General features: G+C 66.5%; 18 protein-coding genes and 1 pseudogene. 12 read left to right on the top strand and 7 right to left on the bottom strand.

Features of this window, described 5'->3' with window-relative positions:
• Positions 1 to 325 precede the first annotated feature (325 nt).
• From AC3A4T_RS19395 to AC3A4T_RS19385, 3 genes and pseudogenes are all read left to right on the top strand, one after another.
• Positions 326 to 1927 carry a serine hydrolase domain-containing protein gene (locus AC3A4T_RS19395; protein WP_487676864.1) on the top strand — a complete coding sequence of 534 codons (1602 nt, stop codon included), beginning with the start codon at positions 326 to 328 and terminating at the stop codon, positions 1925 to 1927.
• Positions 1928 to 1971: 44 nt separating this feature from the next.
• A pseudogene (locus tag AC3A4T_RS19390) lies at positions 1972 to 2181 on the top strand (hypothetical protein); the annotation flags it as partial.
• A 97-nt stretch (positions 2182 to 2278) separates the two neighbouring features.
• Positions 2279 to 2512: a hypothetical protein gene (locus tag AC3A4T_RS19385; protein WP_487676863.1), complete on the top strand. Its 234-nt coding sequence runs from the start codon at positions 2279 to 2281 to the stop codon at positions 2510 to 2512.
• 72 nt (positions 2513 to 2584) lie between these two features.
• On the opposite strand, the gene AC3A4T_RS19380 is transcribed toward AC3A4T_RS19385, so the two are convergent.
• Positions 2585 to 3451, bottom strand: coding sequence for an MBL fold metallo-hydrolase (locus AC3A4T_RS19380; protein WP_487676862.1), 867 nt, complete (start codon positions 3449 to 3451; stop codon positions 2585 to 2587).
• Positions 3448 to 4272, bottom strand: coding sequence for an MBL fold metallo-hydrolase (locus AC3A4T_RS19375; protein WP_487676861.1), 825 nt, complete (start codon positions 4270 to 4272; stop codon positions 3448 to 3450). Before AC3A4T_RS19375 ends, AC3A4T_RS19380 begins: the two co-directional genes overlap by 4 nt.
• 136 nt (positions 4273 to 4408) lie before the next feature.
• Here AC3A4T_RS19375 and gcvA point away from each other — a divergent pair, with 136 nt between their 5' ends.
• The 4 genes from gcvA to AC3A4T_RS19355 all read left to right on the top strand — a co-directional run bounded on the left by gcvA (position 4409) and on the right by AC3A4T_RS19355 (position 7880).
• Complete coding sequence (gcvA, locus tag AC3A4T_RS19370) at positions 4409 to 5314, top strand: transcriptional regulator GcvA (protein ID WP_487676860.1); 906 nt, start codon at positions 4409 to 4411, stop codon at positions 5312 to 5314.
• Between the two features lie 156 nt (positions 5315 to 5470).
• Positions 5471 to 6277, top strand: a complete 807-nt coding sequence (locus tag AC3A4T_RS19365; protein WP_487676859.1) for a thioesterase family protein — start codon at positions 5471 to 5473, stop codon at positions 6275 to 6277.
• A 137-nt stretch (positions 6278 to 6414) separates the two neighbouring features.
• Positions 6415 to 7365, top strand: a complete 951-nt coding sequence (locus AC3A4T_RS19360; RefSeq protein WP_487676858.1) for a gliding motility protein GldB-related protein — start codon at positions 6415 to 6417, stop codon at positions 7363 to 7365.
• A 302-nt stretch (positions 7366 to 7667) separates the two neighbouring features.
• On the top strand, positions 7668 to 7880 hold the full coding sequence (locus AC3A4T_RS19355) for a hypothetical protein (RefSeq protein WP_487676857.1): 213 nt from the start codon (positions 7668 to 7670) through the stop codon (positions 7878 to 7880).
• A gap of 143 nt (positions 7881 to 8023) precedes the next feature.
• Here the strand turns inward: AC3A4T_RS19355 and AC3A4T_RS19350 are convergent, their stop codons facing one another.
• The 3 genes from AC3A4T_RS19350 to AC3A4T_RS19340 all read right to left on the bottom strand — a co-directional run bounded on the left by AC3A4T_RS19350 (position 8024) and on the right by AC3A4T_RS19340 (position 11757).
• On the bottom strand, positions 8024 to 8320 hold the full coding sequence (locus AC3A4T_RS19350; protein ID WP_487676856.1) for a hypothetical protein: 297 nt from the start codon (positions 8318 to 8320) through the stop codon (positions 8024 to 8026).
• A gap of 74 nt (positions 8321 to 8394) precedes the next feature.
• Positions 8395 to 10623 (bottom strand): TonB-dependent siderophore receptor, encoded by a 2229-nt coding sequence (locus tag AC3A4T_RS19345; RefSeq protein ID WP_487676855.1) that lies wholly within the window; start codon positions 10621 to 10623, stop codon positions 8395 to 8397.
• Positions 10624 to 10845: 222 nt separating this feature from the next.
• Positions 10846 to 11757 (bottom strand): LysR substrate-binding domain-containing protein, encoded by a 912-nt coding sequence (locus tag AC3A4T_RS19340; RefSeq protein WP_487676854.1) that lies wholly within the window; start codon positions 11755 to 11757, stop codon positions 10846 to 10848.
• A gap of 108 nt (positions 11758 to 11865) precedes the next feature.
• Here AC3A4T_RS19340 and AC3A4T_RS19335 point away from each other — a divergent pair, with 108 nt between their 5' ends.
• Both AC3A4T_RS19335 and AC3A4T_RS19330 read left to right on the top strand, forming a co-directional pair.
• Positions 11866 to 12942: a hypothetical protein gene (locus AC3A4T_RS19335; protein WP_487676853.1), complete on the top strand. Its 1077-nt coding sequence runs from the start codon at positions 11866 to 11868 to the stop codon at positions 12940 to 12942.
• A gap of 10 nt (positions 12943 to 12952) precedes the next feature.
• On the top strand, positions 12953 to 13900 hold the full coding sequence (locus AC3A4T_RS19330; RefSeq protein WP_487676852.1) for a TolB family protein: 948 nt from the start codon (positions 12953 to 12955) through the stop codon (positions 13898 to 13900).
• Between the two features lie 185 nt (positions 13901 to 14085).
• Here the strand turns inward: AC3A4T_RS19330 and AC3A4T_RS19325 are convergent, their stop codons facing one another.
• The gene (locus AC3A4T_RS19325) at positions 14086 to 14310 is read right to left on the bottom strand and encodes a hypothetical protein (protein WP_487676851.1); all 225 of its coding nucleotides are present in this window, start codon (positions 14308 to 14310) and stop codon (positions 14086 to 14088) included.
• 313 nt (positions 14311 to 14623) lie between these two features.
• Between AC3A4T_RS19325 and AC3A4T_RS19320 the strand changes: the two genes are divergently transcribed.
• Positions 14624 to 15067 carry a GNAT family N-acetyltransferase gene (locus AC3A4T_RS19320; RefSeq protein WP_487676850.1) on the top strand — a complete coding sequence of 148 codons (444 nt, stop codon included), beginning with the start codon at positions 14624 to 14626 and terminating at the stop codon, positions 15065 to 15067.
• Between the two features lie 4 nt (positions 15068 to 15071).
• Here AC3A4T_RS19320 and AC3A4T_RS19315 read toward each other — a convergent pair whose 3' ends face one another.
• Positions 15072 to 15335, bottom strand: a complete 264-nt coding sequence (locus AC3A4T_RS19315) for a hypothetical protein (protein ID WP_487676849.1) — start codon at positions 15333 to 15335, stop codon at positions 15072 to 15074.
• Between the two features lie 89 nt (positions 15336 to 15424).
• On the opposite strand from AC3A4T_RS19315, the gene AC3A4T_RS19310 reads away from it, so the two are divergent.
• Together AC3A4T_RS19310 and AC3A4T_RS19305 are read left to right on the top strand one after the other, a co-directional pair.
• A complete protein-coding gene (locus AC3A4T_RS19310) occupies positions 15425 to 16174 on the top strand; it encodes a GNAT family N-acetyltransferase (RefSeq protein WP_487676848.1) in 750 nt (249 codons plus the stop codon).
• 369 nt (positions 16175 to 16543) lie between these two features.
• On the top strand, positions 16544 to 17020 hold the full coding sequence (locus tag AC3A4T_RS19305) for a hypothetical protein (protein ID WP_487676847.1): 477 nt from the start codon (positions 16544 to 16546) through the stop codon (positions 17018 to 17020).
• Positions 17021 to 17026: the final 6 nt, after the last annotated feature.

The following is a 17026-nucleotide window of genomic DNA, read 5'->3' as shown; positions in this document are numbered from 1 at the left end:
GAGACATCCTGTCTCGGTGGCGCACGGCGCACATCCATGTGCGCCGCCCTTCGGGTGTGCTGTTGCTAACGCGAGTTACAAGCCTCGCAGCGCTGGCAGTGATATCTGAAATGAGGCGAAAGCCGCATGGCCTACCTGTAGGAGCGGCGCAAGCCGCGACCGCGTCACAACGACAACCGCGAAACTACACCGCGCCCGCATCGCCACGACCGCAGGCCTCCCTTCCAAAACGTCCACACCGCAACCACACCGCCCCCCACCGTATCCATGCGCTGTAACCCTCGCTACCCACGCGAGAACCCGACAGCGGACGATGGAGATCGGCATGCATACACAAAGAACCCAAGGCCGCGGCGCGTTCGCGGTACGACGTGGCCTCGGCGGCATCGCGCTGGCGTTGATCGCTTCGACGGCGGTCACGCAAACGCCGAGCGCCGACACCGACGCGCTCGCCACGCAACCGGTACGCACGGCAAGCAAGGAAATCCGCCAGGCGCTCACGCAGATGCACCGGATTCCCGGCGCATTTCCCGCGGTATCGGCGGTGGTCGTGCAGGGTGATGCCACGCCGCTGTTGTTCGTGCAGGGAACCGCGCGCGTGGGCCGTCCGGATCAGGTCGATCACAGGTCGCTGTTCTACATCGCCTCGCAGACCAAGTCCTTTCTCGCATTGCTCGCGGCGAGGCTGGACGAAACCGGGGTACTGCCGCTCGATACCACGCTCGCGCAGATCTGGCCGCAGCTGAAACTGCCGGCGCCGGCCGACCCAGGCAAAATCACGATGGCCGACCTGTTGTCGCATCAGGAAAATCTCAAGACCGACACCTTGAACTTCCTGACCGCCTACGTTCGCCACGTGCCCGCGGCCGACTACCCCGAGATGCTCGCGCGTTACACGCAGACGCGCAGCGAAGGTTTCCGCTACGCCAACCTCGGCGACCTGATCTACGGCGCCGCGCTGGAAACGCGCACCGGCCGGCCCTGGCAGGCGTGGCTGCAAGACGAAGTGCTGAGCCCGTTGCGGCTCGATCACGTCTACAGCCAAAGCTCGCGCGCGCCCGCGCGCCGGCTGACATGGAACCATCGCTGGGACGGTCAGGCCTGGATCGCGTATCCGCCCAAACCCGACGAACTCATGCACGCCGCCGGCGGTCTGCTGGCGTCGCCGGACGACATGGCCGCATGGATGCGGGCCAACCTGCGCCAACACTCGCCGACCGCTACGCCGTCGGCTGCAAGTTTCGCGCTCGCGCAGCGTCCGCGGGCGAAGGCCGCGTTGTCGGACGGCGAGTTCGTCTGCGATGGCTACAGCCTCGGTTGGTATTCATGCGCGTACAAGAACCAGCAGGTGTTGATGCATCCGGGCGGCTACGTCGGCGTGGTCTCGGTCACGTTGTTATTGCCGGCGATGGACACCGGCTTGTCGCTGGTGGTCAACAGCGACAGTGCGATGGAAGGCGTGCAACTGGAACTGATGAAAGCGTTTATCGGCCTGGCGACGGAGCAGGGCGGCGAGCGCGAGCGCCTGCGCGCGCTGATCGATGGCTATCCCGCGCGTCTGGCCCGCACCGTCGCCAAGCGTCGCGATGCGGTGGAAAAGGCCCGCGCCGACAGCGCATGGAACGGCTGGGCGTGGGCGCCGTCGCGCGCGCAAACCCGGCGATACCTGGGCAGCTTCCAAAGCGATCGGCTGGGTCGGCTCGACGTCGTGCAAGACCACGACGGACTGCAGGCGCGACTGGGCGCGATGCGATTGCGCTTGCTGCCGGCCAGCCCGGATCTGTTCGGCGCCAGCAAATCCGTACTGGATGCGCCCGAGCCGTTTCGCTATGACCAGGCCGCCGATTCGCTGCGCTGGAACGACGACACCTTCGTGCGGGTGCCGTCGCCGGACGCCTGCGCCGACAGGCATTGCGGCAAGCGGTGAGCGCGTCCCGACCGCGTTACGGCGCAGTCGCGGATCCGCCGACGATGAAGTCGCGCATCAGCGGGAAATGGTTTTCCGGCTGCCGGGTCGATCGCGTGGTCAAGCGTCTGGGCCGCAGGTTGTTCGAAGTGCCGGTGGGGTTCAAATGGTTTTCCGACGGCCTGCTCGACGGCTCGCTCGGCTTCGGTTGCGAGGAAAGCGCCGGGGCTTCGTTGCTGCGGCGCGACGGCAGCGCGTGGTCGACCGACAAGGACGGCCTGGTGACGGCGCTGCTGTCGGCCGTGATCACCGCGCGTCGCGGCCGCGACCCCGGCGCAGAACGCCAGGCTGTCGAAGCTGGCGCCCGAGCAATTGCGTACCGACCGTCTGGCCGGCGACGCCATCGAACACGTGCTCAGCGCGGCGCCCGGCAACGGCGAGGCGATCGGCGGGCTCAAGGTCGTGGCCGCCGACGGCTGGTTCGCCGCGCGGCCGTCGGGCACTGAAGCGATCTACAAGATCTACGCCAAAAGCTTCAGGAGCGACGATCACCTGCGAAGGTTGTTGCAAGAAGCGCAGCAGATGGTGGATACGGCGTTGCTGTAACAGGACGAAGGTGCGCGCTATCGGATCGATTGCGAGCGCGCGCTGTCGTCCACGCCCGGTTGTCCCGACGTATCAGGACGTCCAGTCCAGCCACGTCCCCGGCGCCATCGGCTGGATGACGACGGGCTTGTCGCGCGCCGCCTCGCGCAAGCGGCCGATCGGATCGTCGACTTCGACGTAATCGGCCATGCCGGACACGCCGTAGTGGATGGGAATAAGGCGGCGCGCGCGCAGGATGGTCGCGGCCGCGACCGCCTGCTCCGGCGTCAGCACGCCGGGCAGGCCGCTGACCGGTTTGCGCCAGCCGAAGCGCGCGCCGTTGACCGGCAGGAAGGCCGCGTCGAACGGGCCGTACTGGCGGCCGATCCGCCACCAATGCCCATGCCAGAGCGTGTCGCCGCCGTGGAAGATGCGGCGGCCGCCGGCCGACACCACCCACGACACCTGCGGATCGCCGTAACCGTCCGAAGCGGGCACGGCGGTGGCGGTGAAATCGCCGAGCAGTTGCGGCTCCCACGGCGCGCTCGGCCGGGCGCGCGCCTTCGCGGGCATGGGCAGCGGGTTGGTTCCCAATGGATACGCCAACGTGCCGCCTTGGTTCAGCGCCTGCGCCGCGGCCATCGCATCGAAATGGTCGGGATGCGCGTGAGTGATCAGCACACTGGTATCGCCCACGGCATCGTCGACGCGAATCAGCGGGTCCTTGAGCGCGGCGCCCCATGCGTCGGGATTGATCAGCGGATCGATGAACAAGGTCGCCTGCGGCAGTTGCAGGCGGGTGCCCGCCCACGCCAGTCGCTGGATGCGCAGTTCGTCGCTGCTGGCGGCGGCGAAGGCGCGACCACCAGGAAGCAAGGCCGCGGCGGCGAGACCGATACCGCCAGCGAGAAACTCACGCCGGCGAATGCGGCGGCGGAACAGCAGCTCATCGTGGCTCATGCCCGCACCGCCTTCGGCGCGAGCGCGGCGTCGAGCGCGAACACCGACTGGGCGAGGATGACGCCCAGATTGCGTCGATGCCATTCGCGTTCGAAATCGGTCGGTTCGACCCGCGGCGCCAGGCAGGCCTCGATCGGAATTGCGGCGATGCGATCGTCGGCAGCTTGCGAGGTCGCGGCCACGCGGATGCGCACCACCGCTTGCCGCAGTTGGTCCAGGTAATGGATCGCGTTGTCGAGCGCGGCGGCGGGGAACCGGCCGATATGCCCGCCGACGACGCTGCCGCGGCCGAATTGCCGCATCCGCCCGATCGCGGCGCGGATCAGCGCCGGATCGGCCTTGGACAGATAGACGATGTTCCCGACGATGTTGTCCCCGGCGCAGACCAGGTCGGCGCTGGGGACGTCGATGCTGAGGTGATCCATGGTCTTGCCAGGATTGTGGATCAGGCGCAGTTCGTGCCGGCCCCATCGCAGCGTCATCGCGCTGTCGAACAGCACCCGCGGTTCGCGATAGAACCCGTCGACCCGCCGATTCTGCGACAGGAAACACTGGCGGTAATGCCGATGCGCGATCGTCAGCGCGTCGGGGAACAGCGACAGGCCGGCGATGTGGTCGCTCATGAAGTGGGTCGATACGATCGCGCGCACGGTCTTACCCAGTTCCTCGCACAGCACGCGGCGCAGCCAGTGCGCGTCGTCGAGGCTGCCGAGCGTATCGACCAGCAGCGCGTCGTCGCCGTCGAAGAACGCGCAAGCGACCGACTCGTGGTCGTCGCCTACGAACATCATCACATCGTCGTCCAATGATTCCAGTCGCATGCTGCCTGCCCACGGTTTCGATGGCCGCATCATTTCCGCCAGCGGCGTCGCCGACAAACGAGATCTTTTCGCGCACGCCTTAGAAAAACTAACTTGATAGGATGCGAGCCCGGCATCCGCGCGCCCAAGGCTCCTGATGAAGCCCCGCCATCCCGTTCCGCTCAATGCCCTGCGGGCCTTCGAGGCGGCCGCGCGATGCCTGAGTTTCCAGGCCGCCGCCGAGCAGTTGTTCGTCACTCCGGCCGCGGTCAGCCATCAGGTCAAGCGTCTGGAGGCTTACCTGGGCGTGAAGTTGTTCCACCGCGGCCATCGCGCGGTCGAGCTGACCGCCGAGGGCGATGCGCTGGCCGCGTCGCTGGGCGAGTGGTTCGCCTCGCTCGATCTGGCCCTGGACCGCGCCATCGCGCCCACCGCCGCGCATCTGCGCGTGAGCACGATGGAGTCGTTCGCGGCGAAGTGGCTGGCGCCGAGGCTGCACCGGTTTCATCGCGACTGCCCCGATCTCAAACTGCGCATCGAGACCGGCAACGAGCCCGCCGATTTCGTCCGCGACGGCATCGACGTGGCCATCCGCTACGGACCGGGCGGCTACAGCGGCGTGCGGGCCGAGCGATTCCTGGACGCACCGGTGTTCCCGGTCTGCGCGCCCGTGTTGGCCGATGGACAGTCGCCGCCGACGACGCCCGACGATCTGCGCCGGCACACGCTGCTGCACGACGAAAGCGGCGCCGGCCGCGAGGGTGTGCCGGATTGGCCGGCTTGGTTGCGGGCCTGCGGCGCGGACAAGGTGGACGCAGCGCGCGGACCGGTGTTCGCGAGCATCTATCTCGCCCAGGAAGCGGCGGTCGCCGGGCACGGCATCGCGCTCGGGGTCGCGCCACTGGTCGAGGACGATCTGCGCCGCGGCCGCCTGATCAAGCCGTTCGAACCCATCCTGGCGAATGCCTACGGCTTCTGGATCGTGCGCCGGCAAGGCGACGACAGCTCGGCCGCGGTCGAGGCGTTTTGCCGCTGGTTGCGCAGCGAGGCGTCCGCGGGCTGAGCGGCGGTCGCGCGCCGCCACGCTGCGTATTTCCAGGAAAGGCCGATCGCGCTCGCACCGCGCCGCGCCGGTGACGAAAAAAAACAGTAAGCCGCGCCCGAATCGGTACCATCCCGATAAGCGCGAGCTACTTCGTCCCGCAGCAGAGAGCCGCAGATGCCGCATCCGCCAGGCCAGCCGTCACCCGTGGCGTACTTCGAACGAGTCGATACGAACTGCTTTCGCGCGACAGAGCAGGTCGGCGGCGGTTGGAATCCGGCCGAGCAGCACATCGCGCCCGCGTTCGGACTGCTCGCCCACGCGGTCGAAGCCGACCGCGATGCGCGACGCGACGACGGGCTGCGGCTCGCGCGCCTGTCCTACGACATCCTCGGCGTGTTGCCGATCGACGTCGTCGACATAGACGTGGCCGTGCTGCGGCCCGGCCGCACGATCGAACTGGTCGAAGCGCGCCTGAGCCACGCGGGCCGGGTCGCGGTGATCCTGCGGGCGTGGTTGATGCAGGACTACGACACCGCGGCCTGGGCCGGTAGCGCGCTGCCGCGGATCGCGCCGGTCGAGGGCATGCCGGTGTGGGAACCGGGCAGCGTGTGGCCGGGCGGCTTCGTCCGCAGCGTCGAGGTGCGGCGCGCCCAGACCGAACCCGGACGCGCGGCGTATTGGCTGCGCACCGCGTGTTCGTTGATTGCGGGCGAGCAGGTCAGCGCCAGCGCGCGCGTCCTGGGCATGCTGGATATCGCCAACGGCATCACCCCGCGCGCCTCGACCGACGAAGTGGTGTTCCCGAACCTCGATCTCACCGCGCATCTGTTCGCATCGCCGCGCGCCGAATGGCTGGGACTCGATACCAGCGTCAGCTTCGGCGCCAACGGCATCGGCCTGACTCACAGCATTCTTCACGACAGCCACGGCCCGATCGGCGCGATGTCGCAATGCCTCACCCTCCGGCCTCGCGGCCGGTAAGCACGGATTCTGTTTCGCGGCGGGTGCAAGTCAAAAACGAAATCCTCATGCCGGCATCGCGTGATGCAGCCGGGCCGTCAGTTTCCACGGTGTCGCGACCCATGCGCCGCCATCCAATCCACTCCAGGTTCGACACCATGCCGACACTGTTGCGTCTGACGATTTTCCTCGCCGCGCTTGCGGCGTCCGCCGCCGCCCACGCAGGCAAGGTGCGAGGTCCGGACATCCGCATCGACGATGTCACGCGCTTCTACGCGCTGTACGACGCCACCGGCGGCAAGCCGAGCGTGCAGCAGATCGAGCAGGACTACCTTGCCGGGGGCACCCAGAGCCTGCATGAATTCGCCAAGCTCCGCCGCGTCACCGCGCAGCGCATCGCCGATCGTCTGGCCAGCGATCCGGCCATGTACGCGAAAGCCAAGGACTGCCTCGCGGCGCTGCCGGCGGTTAAAAAACGCCTCGTCGTATCGTTCGACCGGCTCGCGGCCTTGTACCCGCAGGCGCGATTCCCGCCGGTCGCGATCGTGGTCGGCCGCGGCCGGCCGGTGGGCATCACCAACCCGGCCGGCGTCACCATCGGCCTGGAAGCCCTGTGCGCCGCGGACTTCATGAACCCGGACGTGGAAGACCGTTTCGTCCACGTCATCGCGCACGAGTACGCCCACATCCAGCAGACGATGGTTACCGAGTTCGAGAAGGGCGATCCGAACGCCACCGTGCTGCGGCTCGCACTGGCCGAAGGCGCCGCCGAATTCATCGGCGAACTGATTTCCGGCAAAGTCGCCAACGCGAAGCATGCGGGGTGGACGCGCGGTAAGGAACTCGAGATCGAATCCGCGTTCGTACGCGCCATGGACGGCACCGATCTGACCGCGTGGTTCTACGACTACCGCATCGGTTCGGACGAACCTTACGACATGGGCTACTGGGTCGGCTATCGCATCGTCAAGGCGTACTACCTGCAGGCGAAGGATCGCAAGGCCGCGCTCAAGCAGATCATCGAACTCGACGATCCCAAGGCGTTCCTGGAAAAAAGCGGCTGGACGCCGGGCATGACGTTGCCGGAGACCATCGACGCCGCGGATTGAACGGCGACAGGGCCGGTGGCGGCGCGCGGTGAGTGGACCTTCGACTGCTGGGCGAAGAGTGATCCGCATGCCGTCGCGGTAGTCCCATGCCGATGTAGCTGGTGGTTCCGGGTTTTGATGGCGGGCCGGCGCGGTTGATCGATCGTGTCGCCGCCATGATCGTCGACGAGACGGTTCGGTCGCATTAGTGCGAACACGGAACCGTTTTTTTTGCGACGCAGGTGTGCAATCGCTTTCTTGCGCGACGCAGCACCGATGCTAGGCTGCCTGCGCCCGATCCTGGGCCTCAAGGAGAGAGACGCATGATCCGCACCACCAAACTGATGACGCTGTGCGCTTTCGTGTTCGGCCTGAGCTTCGCCACCACCGCGTTCGCGGCCTGCAATTCCAGCTGTTTCTCGCGCTGCCAGACCAACGCGATCAATCAGTGCCTCGCCAACGGCGGCGGCGACGAATGCTATACGGATGTCACGTACTACCACTGCTATCGCAATTGCGGCTGCATCATTCCCTGATGAGCGATAGCCGCTCGCCACCGCGGTAACCGACGCACGCGCCTCATCCACCCGGATGGGGCGCTTTGGTATGGGCGCCCAGGATCGATGCGCGCCGCAAGCGCAAGCGCGCGGTGTTCACGAACGCAGGCCCGGCGCAGGCTCTACGCCGGCTGCATCACCACGCCGCTGATTTTCACGTTGAACAGCGAGGCGATCAGGCGCCGCACCGCGGCGATGCTGGGAGTGGGCAGGTTGCAGCGATGCTCCTTGCCGCTGAAGTCGCGGATGTAGATCGCGCCTGCCTTGCGCGACACCGCAAAATGTTTCACCGAACCGTCGCGGCTTATGCCCGATGCGGTAAACCAGATCCGTTTGGTGGTCGTTCGCTCGCTCACATCCTTGGCTCCTGCTGTGTTCAGCCGATCTGCCGCGGTTGCAGCGGCAGGGGCCTGGTACAAGTCGGAGTGACGGGGTTGCGGGAAAGTTCCGACCGCTTCGCGATGATCTTCGATAGCTTTCGCCGCGAACTTCGTCAGAACCGATAGGTCAGCGCCACGCGGACATTACGCGGCTCGCCCCAGGTGTAGGTGCTGTAGTAGCTGAAGATCGTGTAATAGCGCTTGTCGAGCAGGTTGCTGACGTTGAGCGTCGCCGACAATTTGTCGTTGATCTCGTAGCGGGTCATCAGGTCGAGCAGCCAGTACGGTTGCGTGCGATGTTCGACCGTGCCCAGCAGCGGGTGCGGGATCGGGCCGAAGGTCTGGTTTTGCCAGCGCGCGCCGCCGCCGACGGTCCAACCTTCGAGGCCGCCGCGCAGACGATAGCTGGTGTGGATGCTGAATTGGTCTTCCGGCTCCAGGGTCGACACCTTGGCGCCGGCCTGTCGCGCGAGTTTGTGCGCGTAACCGGCCTGGATCTGCCAACCCGGCAGCAACTGGCCCGAGATCTCGAACTCGTAGCCCTTGGTGCGCACGCCGGGCAGCGCGCGGTAGGCGATGCCGCCCGACGGCGTGCGTCCGCCGGTCGGATCGGGGTAGTTGTCCTGATCAAGCTGGAACACCGCCGCGCTGGCGTTGAGGCGGCCATCATAGAACTCGCCCTTCAGCCCGACTTCGTAGTTCTGTCCTTCCAGCGGATCCAGGACGCGGCCGCGTTCGTCCTGATAAGCCTGCGGTTTGAAGATGGTGCTGTAGCTGGCGAACGCGGAGAAATTCCGGTTCAAGTCGTAGACCACGCCGGCGTACGGAACCACCACGCCGCTCTTGTCGATGTCGAGCGATTTGTAGCTGGCGATGCGGCTGCCGACGATCAGCTTGAGCGGGTCGGCCAGATCGAAACGGCCGACGATGTAGGCGCCGTTCTCACGGGTCACGACGTTGTCGCCGAAGCCGCGTTGCCAGGCCGGCTCGGGGATATCGCCGTTCCATGCGCGGTAATCGGGCACGTCGGTCGGATAGTCGGCCGGCGCGAAGTAACCGGTGTTGGTCCAGCGCTTGCGCGACAGGCTGCCGCCGACGACCAGTTCGTGCTCGCGGCCGAACCAGCCGAAGCGGCCGCTGAGGTACACGTCGGCGGCGTTGCTGACGGTCTTGCCGATGTACTGGCCCAGCCACAGGCCGACGCCCGCGCCGGTGACCGGATCGGGATTGCCGGACGCGGCGGCGCCGAGCGCGGCGTCGTAGCCGTTGACCTGGTGGTTGAGTTGCAGCTTGGCGATCCAGCCGTCGCCGAACCGATGCTCCAAGGTCGCGAAACCGGTGCGCGTGTATTGGCGCCAATGGCTCCAGCGCGCGCCGTTGTTGAACGAGCGCGGCTTGTGGTTGAAGTCGCCGTTGCTGTCGAGCAGCGGAATGCCGCCCCAGCTGGAACCCTTAGGATCGCTGTCCTGCGCGTCGGCGCCGACGGTCAGCAACGTGGATTCGCCCAGGTCGGCTTCGACGATGCCGTACAACACCTGGGTGCTGCGCTGGTAATGATCGCTGTGCGTGTGTCCGTCCTGGAACGCGGCCACCGCGCGTCCGCGCACGCGCCCGTCGTCGCTCAGCGGGCCGCCGACGTCGATCTCGGCGCGGTAGTCGTCCCAGGAACCAGCGCCGAGCGTGGCGCTGCCGTGCACGACGTCGCGCGAAGGCTTCTTGCGGATCAGGTTGATGGTCGCGCCGGGATCGCCCATGCCGGTCAGCAGCCCGGTCGCGCCCTTGAGCACTTCGACCCGGTCGTAGATCGCCATGTCGCTGAGCGTGTTGCCGGCCGAGTAGGCCGAATCGCGCTGCATCGGGATGCCGTCGTACTGGAAGTTCTGCACCGCGAAGCCGCGCGCGTAGTACTCGGTGCGCTCGCTGTCGTAGGTGACGATGCTCAGGCCCGGAGTGACGCGCATGACATCGTCGATCCCGGTCAGGCCGAAGTCGTCCATTTCCTGGCGGGTGATCACGCTGATCGACTGCGGGGTCTGCCGCGGCGTCAGCACCAGGCGCGTGGCGGTGGCGATGGTGCCGGGCGTGTAAGCGCCGCTGCCTTCGGTGACGGTGCCGAGCTGGTTGGCGGTGACTTCGACGGTTTCCAGGGTCTGCGGATCGCGCGAAGTTTGCGGCGATGGTTCGCTATCGGGCTTCGTCTGCGCGCCGGCACCGCCGATGCCGCCCCATCCCAACAGGCCGACCGCAAGCGCGCGACACAGAGTAAGCCGGGTCAAACCCAGGCCGTCCGGCCGGGACGCGGGCAGGGGATGGGACAACCGCGGAGCAATACAAACCGGCATGACAAGCGCTTCCAGAAAGGGATGAATTCCTCTGGCGTCGGCTTGAGGGTGCGGTGGTCGCGCGGCGTGTCGCCCGCTGCGAGCGGCGATTATAGGGCGCTGGCGGAGGTTCTCAAACCGAAGCCGGGCGGGGCAGGGCGCGCTGCATGCATCAGGAGCGCATGCATCGAAGGCGATCTGGCGGCTACGTCATCGCCGGCGACGGTGTTGGCAACGCGCGCATCAACGATGCAACGCGGCCAGAAAATGCCGCGCCGCATGCCGCGCCGCCGCCGCCTCATCGCCGACCCACTCTCGAAATTTGACGATCTTCGCGCTGTGCTGGCGACCGGCCGGGCAGGTGAACCAGAACGCGCGGCCGTCGCTGGCGACGAAGTCGTGGGCGGGGACGAGTTCGCCGGATTGCAGCGCGTGATGGAACAGGATCGGCGAGCCGATCGCGATACCGTGGCCGGCGATGGCGGCGGCGATGTCGAGATATTCGGCGGAAAGATGGGTGCCGAACCGACCGTGCAGATCGACGTTCGCAAAGCCGCGCGCCTGATACCACAGCTGCCACCAATCGGGCCGGCCCAGCAATGGCACGCGCAACGGTTCGCGCGGATCGGCGATGGCGGCCGCGGCCGCGCGCAAAGCCGGCGCGCACAGCGGCATGAACACGCTCGGAAACAGTTCGGTGGTGTGCAGCCCCGGCCATTGGCCGTGACCGTTGCGGATGGCGGCGTCGAACTTGCCCGCGCTGAGGTCCTGCGCCTCGGCCGACAGATCCAGCTCCAACGAGATGTCCGGATGACGCGCGCGGAAGCGTCCCAGCCGCGGCGTCAGCCAACTGGTGCCGAAGCTCGGCAGCGCGGTCAAGCTCAGTTGCGAGCGATCGGTCTCGACCACGCGGATGAAGCTGGCGCGCAATGCGGCGAAGGCCTTGGTCGCCTCCGCGGCCATGACCTCGCCCGGCGCGGTCAAGCTCACCCGTTGCGGGTGACGCGCGAACAGCCGCACGCCGACTTGGTCTTCGAGCCGGCGTACGTGATAGCTGACCGACGCTGCGGTGGTGTCGAGCTCCTGCGCGGCCTTGGCGAAACTGCCCAGGCGCGCCGCCGCTTCGAAGGCGCGGATCGCGATCAGGGACGGCATGCGAGGGGTGTCGACCATAAGCGTGGCTTAGCCTGCGGGCTCGCAATCGGATGGTCAACCGGCGCGGCGGTTTGTAACCATCGGCTACCGCCTATCGGGACTGCGAACATGCTGCGACGTGATTTCCTGCGCTGGTATCTATGGAGCGCAGCGGTGGCGGCCGCGTGGCCGCTGTCAGCCGTGCTGGCCCGGACCCCGATCGATCCCGCGCACCGACCTGCAAGCCGCGCGCACGATTGGGACTGGCTGATCGGCAGTTGGGACGTGCGCCACCGCCGCCTGCGCGAGCGCCTGGCCGGCAGCGACGACTGGCAGGACTTCGGCGGCAACAGCGCGGTCTGGTCGACCCTGGGCGGGCTGGGCACCATCGACGACAACCTCGTCGACCTGCCCGGCGATCCGTACCGCGGCCTGGGCATCCGCGCCTTCGATGCGGCGAGCGACACGTGGGCGATCTGGTGGCTGGACGGACGCAAGCCCGGCCACATCGATCCGCCGGTGCGCGGCAAGCTCGACGGCGACAGCGGCCGCTTTTCCGGCCGCGACACGCTGCGCGGCAAGCCGATCGTGATGCGCTTCACCTGGCGCGCGATCCACGGCCGGCGTCCGCGGTGGGAGCAGGCGTTTTCCGCGGACGACGGCGCGACCTGGGAGGTCAACTGGCGCAACTGGTTCACCCGCACCGACGCGACGCCCAGGCCGTTGCCGCCGCTCGCGGATGCGCCGGACGACTGGGCGTTTCTGGTCGGCCGCTGGCAGGTGCAACATCGGCGGCTGCGCAAGCGCCTGACGGGCAGCGACGATTGGGACGTTTTCGACGGCACGCTGGTGAACTGGCCGGTGCTGGGCGGCCACGGCAATGTCGGCGACAACCTGATGCGGTTTCCGGGCGGCGACGTGCGCGGCATCGGCCTGCGCCAGTACGATCCCGCCAGCCGGCAATGGCTGAGCTGGTGGCTCGACGGACGCGATCCCACGCGTATCGGCGCGCCGCTGCGCGGGCGTTTCGTCGACGGCGTCGGCACCTTGCTGGGCGAGGACACGCACGACGGCAAGGCCATTCTCACCCGGGTGGTGTGGTCGCAGATCACCGCGCGCTCGGCGCGCTGGGAACAGGCGGCCTCCGCGGATGGCGGCGCGACCTGGGAAACCAACTGGATCAGCACCTTTGAGCGTATCGACTAGGAGACCGGCCATGCCACGTTCGTACTTGCCGCATTGTTCCGCGTTCGTCATCGCGTTGATGGCGGCCACTTCGATCTGGGATTGCGCGGCGGCCGACGGCGCGCGATCGCATGCCGGCGGCGTGCGAATCCTCGGCGAGGCGACGCCGTTCGCGCCGGGCGTCGCGCCGGCCCAGTTCGCCAGGATCCGCCTGACCCTGAGCCCGGACGGCAACACCGCGTTGTGGTTCAGCCGCAACCGGCCGGGTGGCGCGGGCAGCTACGACATCTGGATGTCGCGACGCGAGCGCGCGCGATGGACCGACTCGACGCCGGTGCCGTTCAACAGCCCCGACCGCGATTTCGATCCAGCCTTCTCGGCCGACGGCCGCTACGTGTACTTCAGTTCCAATCGGCCCGGCGGCGTGGGCGACGACGATCTCTATCGGGTGGCGGTGACCGCGCAGGGCTTCGGCGCGGTCGAGCATCTCGGCGCCGCGGTCAACAGCGTAGGCAAAGAGTTCGCGCCGATGCTGTCGCCCGACGGGAGTCGGCTGCTGTTTTCCAGCGATCGCAGCGGCGGCGCCGGCGGCCAGGATCTGTACGTGGCCAAGCGCGGCGATGCCGGCTTCGGCGTCGCGCAACCTCTTCCGGGCCTGCTCAATACCGCGGGCCACGAATTCGATCCGACCTTTCTCGCCGACGGCGCCACCGTGGTGTTCGGCCGCGCCAAGGACTTCAGCAAGGATCGCGCCGATCTGTTCGTCAGCCGCGTGCGCAACGGCCGTTACGATGCCGGCGAGCGCTTGCCCGACACGGTGAACAATCGCGAACACGATACCTATGGCCCGATGCTGGATTGGTCGCAGCGTGGACGCTTTACCGTTTCCACCCGACGCGATGGCGCGGCCGAAATGGGCTTGTATCTGGTCGACTACGCGCTCGATGCGGCTGCGACGACAGAGAAATCGAAGCGGTAGCCGAGCGTGTCGTCGAAGTCGAGTCCGGCGTCGGAACGCAGGTTCGCTGGCGCCGTCTTGGCTCTGTCCGGCCTCAATGAGGTTGCGCTGCTACACGCCTTGCCGGCGTGCAGCAGCGCAACAGCCAGGCGAGAAGGCGTGCTGGCGATACGCGCGCGAGCCTGGCCTCACCCGCCGTGTCTGCATCAGCAGCTGACCGTGAACGAGCCGATGTAATCGGGCGTTACCGTGCCCTGGATGCTGATTTGGCCGGTGCATGGGTTGTGGACGGCTCGGCCGACCTCGACCCCGTTCTGATAATAGGTGCGTACTTCGCCAGGAGCCGGCAGATAGCCTCCCTTCGCGGATATCGGTCCGCTCGCGACGGCAACCAACATGAGCGCCGCCAGACCCAGCTTCTTGTTGTTCATGCATCTCTCCTTCGATGTCGTCGACTCGTCGCCGACCATGCGAAGGTGATGCTTCCACCGCGCGTTTGCATTACGCGGCGCACCATGCAGGCCCCACGAAAGGCGACCGGCCTCACGAAAGCCGACATCGTTTCGATTTGGCTTCGATCATCCAGGCAAACCCGCCTCGACGATTGCCGTTCTCCCTCCATGAATCCGGCGCCGATCGATGCCTGAACCAATCAGCATCGCCGGATTCGTGTCTGCGACAATACGCATCACCGTCATCGCCTCGCCGCGAGGCGACCCGATCCAATCCGTGATGGAGCCGCTATTGGCTATTTCGATCTCCCAATCGATCGAGTCGGTCGACTGGACCGGCCTTGAAGATCTGTTCGTCCGTGCGCCCCTCGGCGCACGCAGCGCCGCCGCGCTCGAACAGGTCTTCCGCAACAGCCAGATCGCGTTGTTCGCCTACGACGGCGATCGGCTGGTGGCCGCCGGCCGCGCGCTCACCGACAAAGTCAGCTGGACAATCATCTTCGACGTGGTCGTCGACCCGGATTGCCAGGGCAAGGGCCTGGGAAAAATGATGGTCGAGGCGCTCGCTTCCGCATCGGGCGCGCGCAACGTCATGCTGCAGTCGGTGCGCGGGAAAGAGGATTTCTACGCGCGCCTGGGCTATCGGCCGATGACCACCGCGATGGCGAAGTACGACGATCCGCAGTGGGCGTTCGCGAACGGCTATATCGGATCAGACTTGGTCGCTGGTATCTAATCAATCATTCAAGTCCATGCCGTTCATCGCGCGGCTTGATCTGACTTATTGAGTAGTCGTTTCTGATCGGCGGCTGCAGCTCCGCCGTCGATACCTGCTTGCCGCCCATGGCTGCCATTTCGCAGATACGGCTAACTGGGCAGATCATGGTGCCGTGATTCAACCTATCCGTGTAGATTCCCATCGCCGTTATGTCTCGACGGCTAATCGGCTTGTTGCCGGAGATCACGAGGCGAGCAGGATCAACCGCATGGAAGGTTCCATTCAACTAAGGCCGGTCGAATAGTGAGCCACGCCCTTGGCAATTCATCTTCTGCGCTGCTTCATAGATGGCGTCTCAACAACTGAGACAAGGCGATGTTCCAGTCGACAGTCACGCAGGCGTCGCGGTCACAGGTCGACATGAAACGCGATCCGCAGTCGTTGCAGAACGCCTCTCCATCCGCACTCCCCATACGACCCGCCATGACGGTACCCCGCGTCGATCCCGAACTGATATTTGCCTGGCAAGCCGCGCATTCCATCGCCCGGAACTCCCCGCCGCCGGTGCTCGATCGCGGCGGCTTCCGAGTGGACACGCAGTCGGAGAAGGAAGTGAAGCGCTGGGTGTTTCCCCAGCCATGCGATGGCTTGCGTGAGATCGCGCACGCCATCACGGCGCCGCGGCATTACCTGAAGCTGTGCGGCTCCGACGAGGAGTTGCGAAGCGCGTTGCCGGTGCGCTGGGAGATTCAGCCCGCGAACTATTTCATGGTCGCGTCGGCGGCGAGCCTTGGCGCGGCGTCTGTGCCGGACGGTTATGCGATGCAGGTGCATCGTGCTGGCGCCGTCACCCGCGCCTGCGTCATCGCGCCCGATGGCGATGTGGCCGCGAACGGATGCGCGGCGGAAACGGCCGAGGTCTTCATTTACGATCGAATCGAAACCGCGCAGCCGCATCGGCGCAAAGGCTTGGGCGCCGCGGTCATGAGCGCTCTGGGCGCGTCGAGGAAATCGCTTGCGACTGCGCAGCTTCTGGTCGCGACGCAAGACGGTCGCAACCTCTACGCGAATCTTGGGTGGACGGTGCTCGCGTCGTTATCCGCGGCCACCATTGTCGAACCTTGAATCGGCGCGCGGCCGATCCCGAAGTCGGATCGCGCTCGCTTTCGCTGGAACCATCGGACGCCCCGCACAGCGCTCAACTTTGAGCGGACGGCCACTTCTGCGTTACGGCCGACACTCGTGGCTTGCGCCACGAGTTTGAATCGCTTCCGCATCCCGTCTCAAAGCTCCGCTGCCGAACCGGCGCAGGGCGTGGACGCGCCGGATGCGGATCGGCGACGAACGCCGCGCAAGCCGGCCGTGAGAGCGAAGCCCGGGCCGGACACGCCAGCCTGCCTGCCTTAAAGCCGGGATAACCCGATTATCGCCGGGTCGATTGACAGCCTACCTATTGGTAGGTAGATTTGCCGCTCCTTCCGTTGATACAACTCCATGGGCATCTCTCCTATCGGCTGGCTCCACACTCTGGGAAGCCTCCCCGCCATCCCGCTCGCCGTCTATATGTTGGTCAAGCACGGGCGGATCGTTCCCGAGAGCCGGGCCGGGCGCGCCTATTTCTGGTTCATGCTGTTGGGCGTGCTGACGGTGTATCCGATCGCGCATCAGCCCATTAGCTCGATCATCGCGACCGTCACGCTGGTGGCGCTGCTGGTGGGTTACGGCATCTCGCGATGGTCCGTGGCGCGGCGATTCGGCCCGTACGTCGAGACGGTTTCGCTCAGCCTCAGCGTGTTCCTGCTGATGATCCCGACGGTAAGCGAAAGCCTGCGCAGACTGCCTGTCGGCAAGCCGCTGGTGACCGATCTGAAGGATCCGCTGTTGCTCGGTGTGCAGGGCGCTCTATTCTTGGCGCTGATCGTCGGCGTTGCGTTGCAGATCCGCGCGCTGCGCCGGCGAAAATCCGTTTAACTCAAG

The sequence above is a fragment of the Lysobacter sp. Soil_N_51 genome (genome assembly GCF_057655755.1).
The sequence above is the reverse complement of the archived record's forward strand: the minus strand, read 5'-3'. Positions and strand labels throughout refer to the sequence as shown.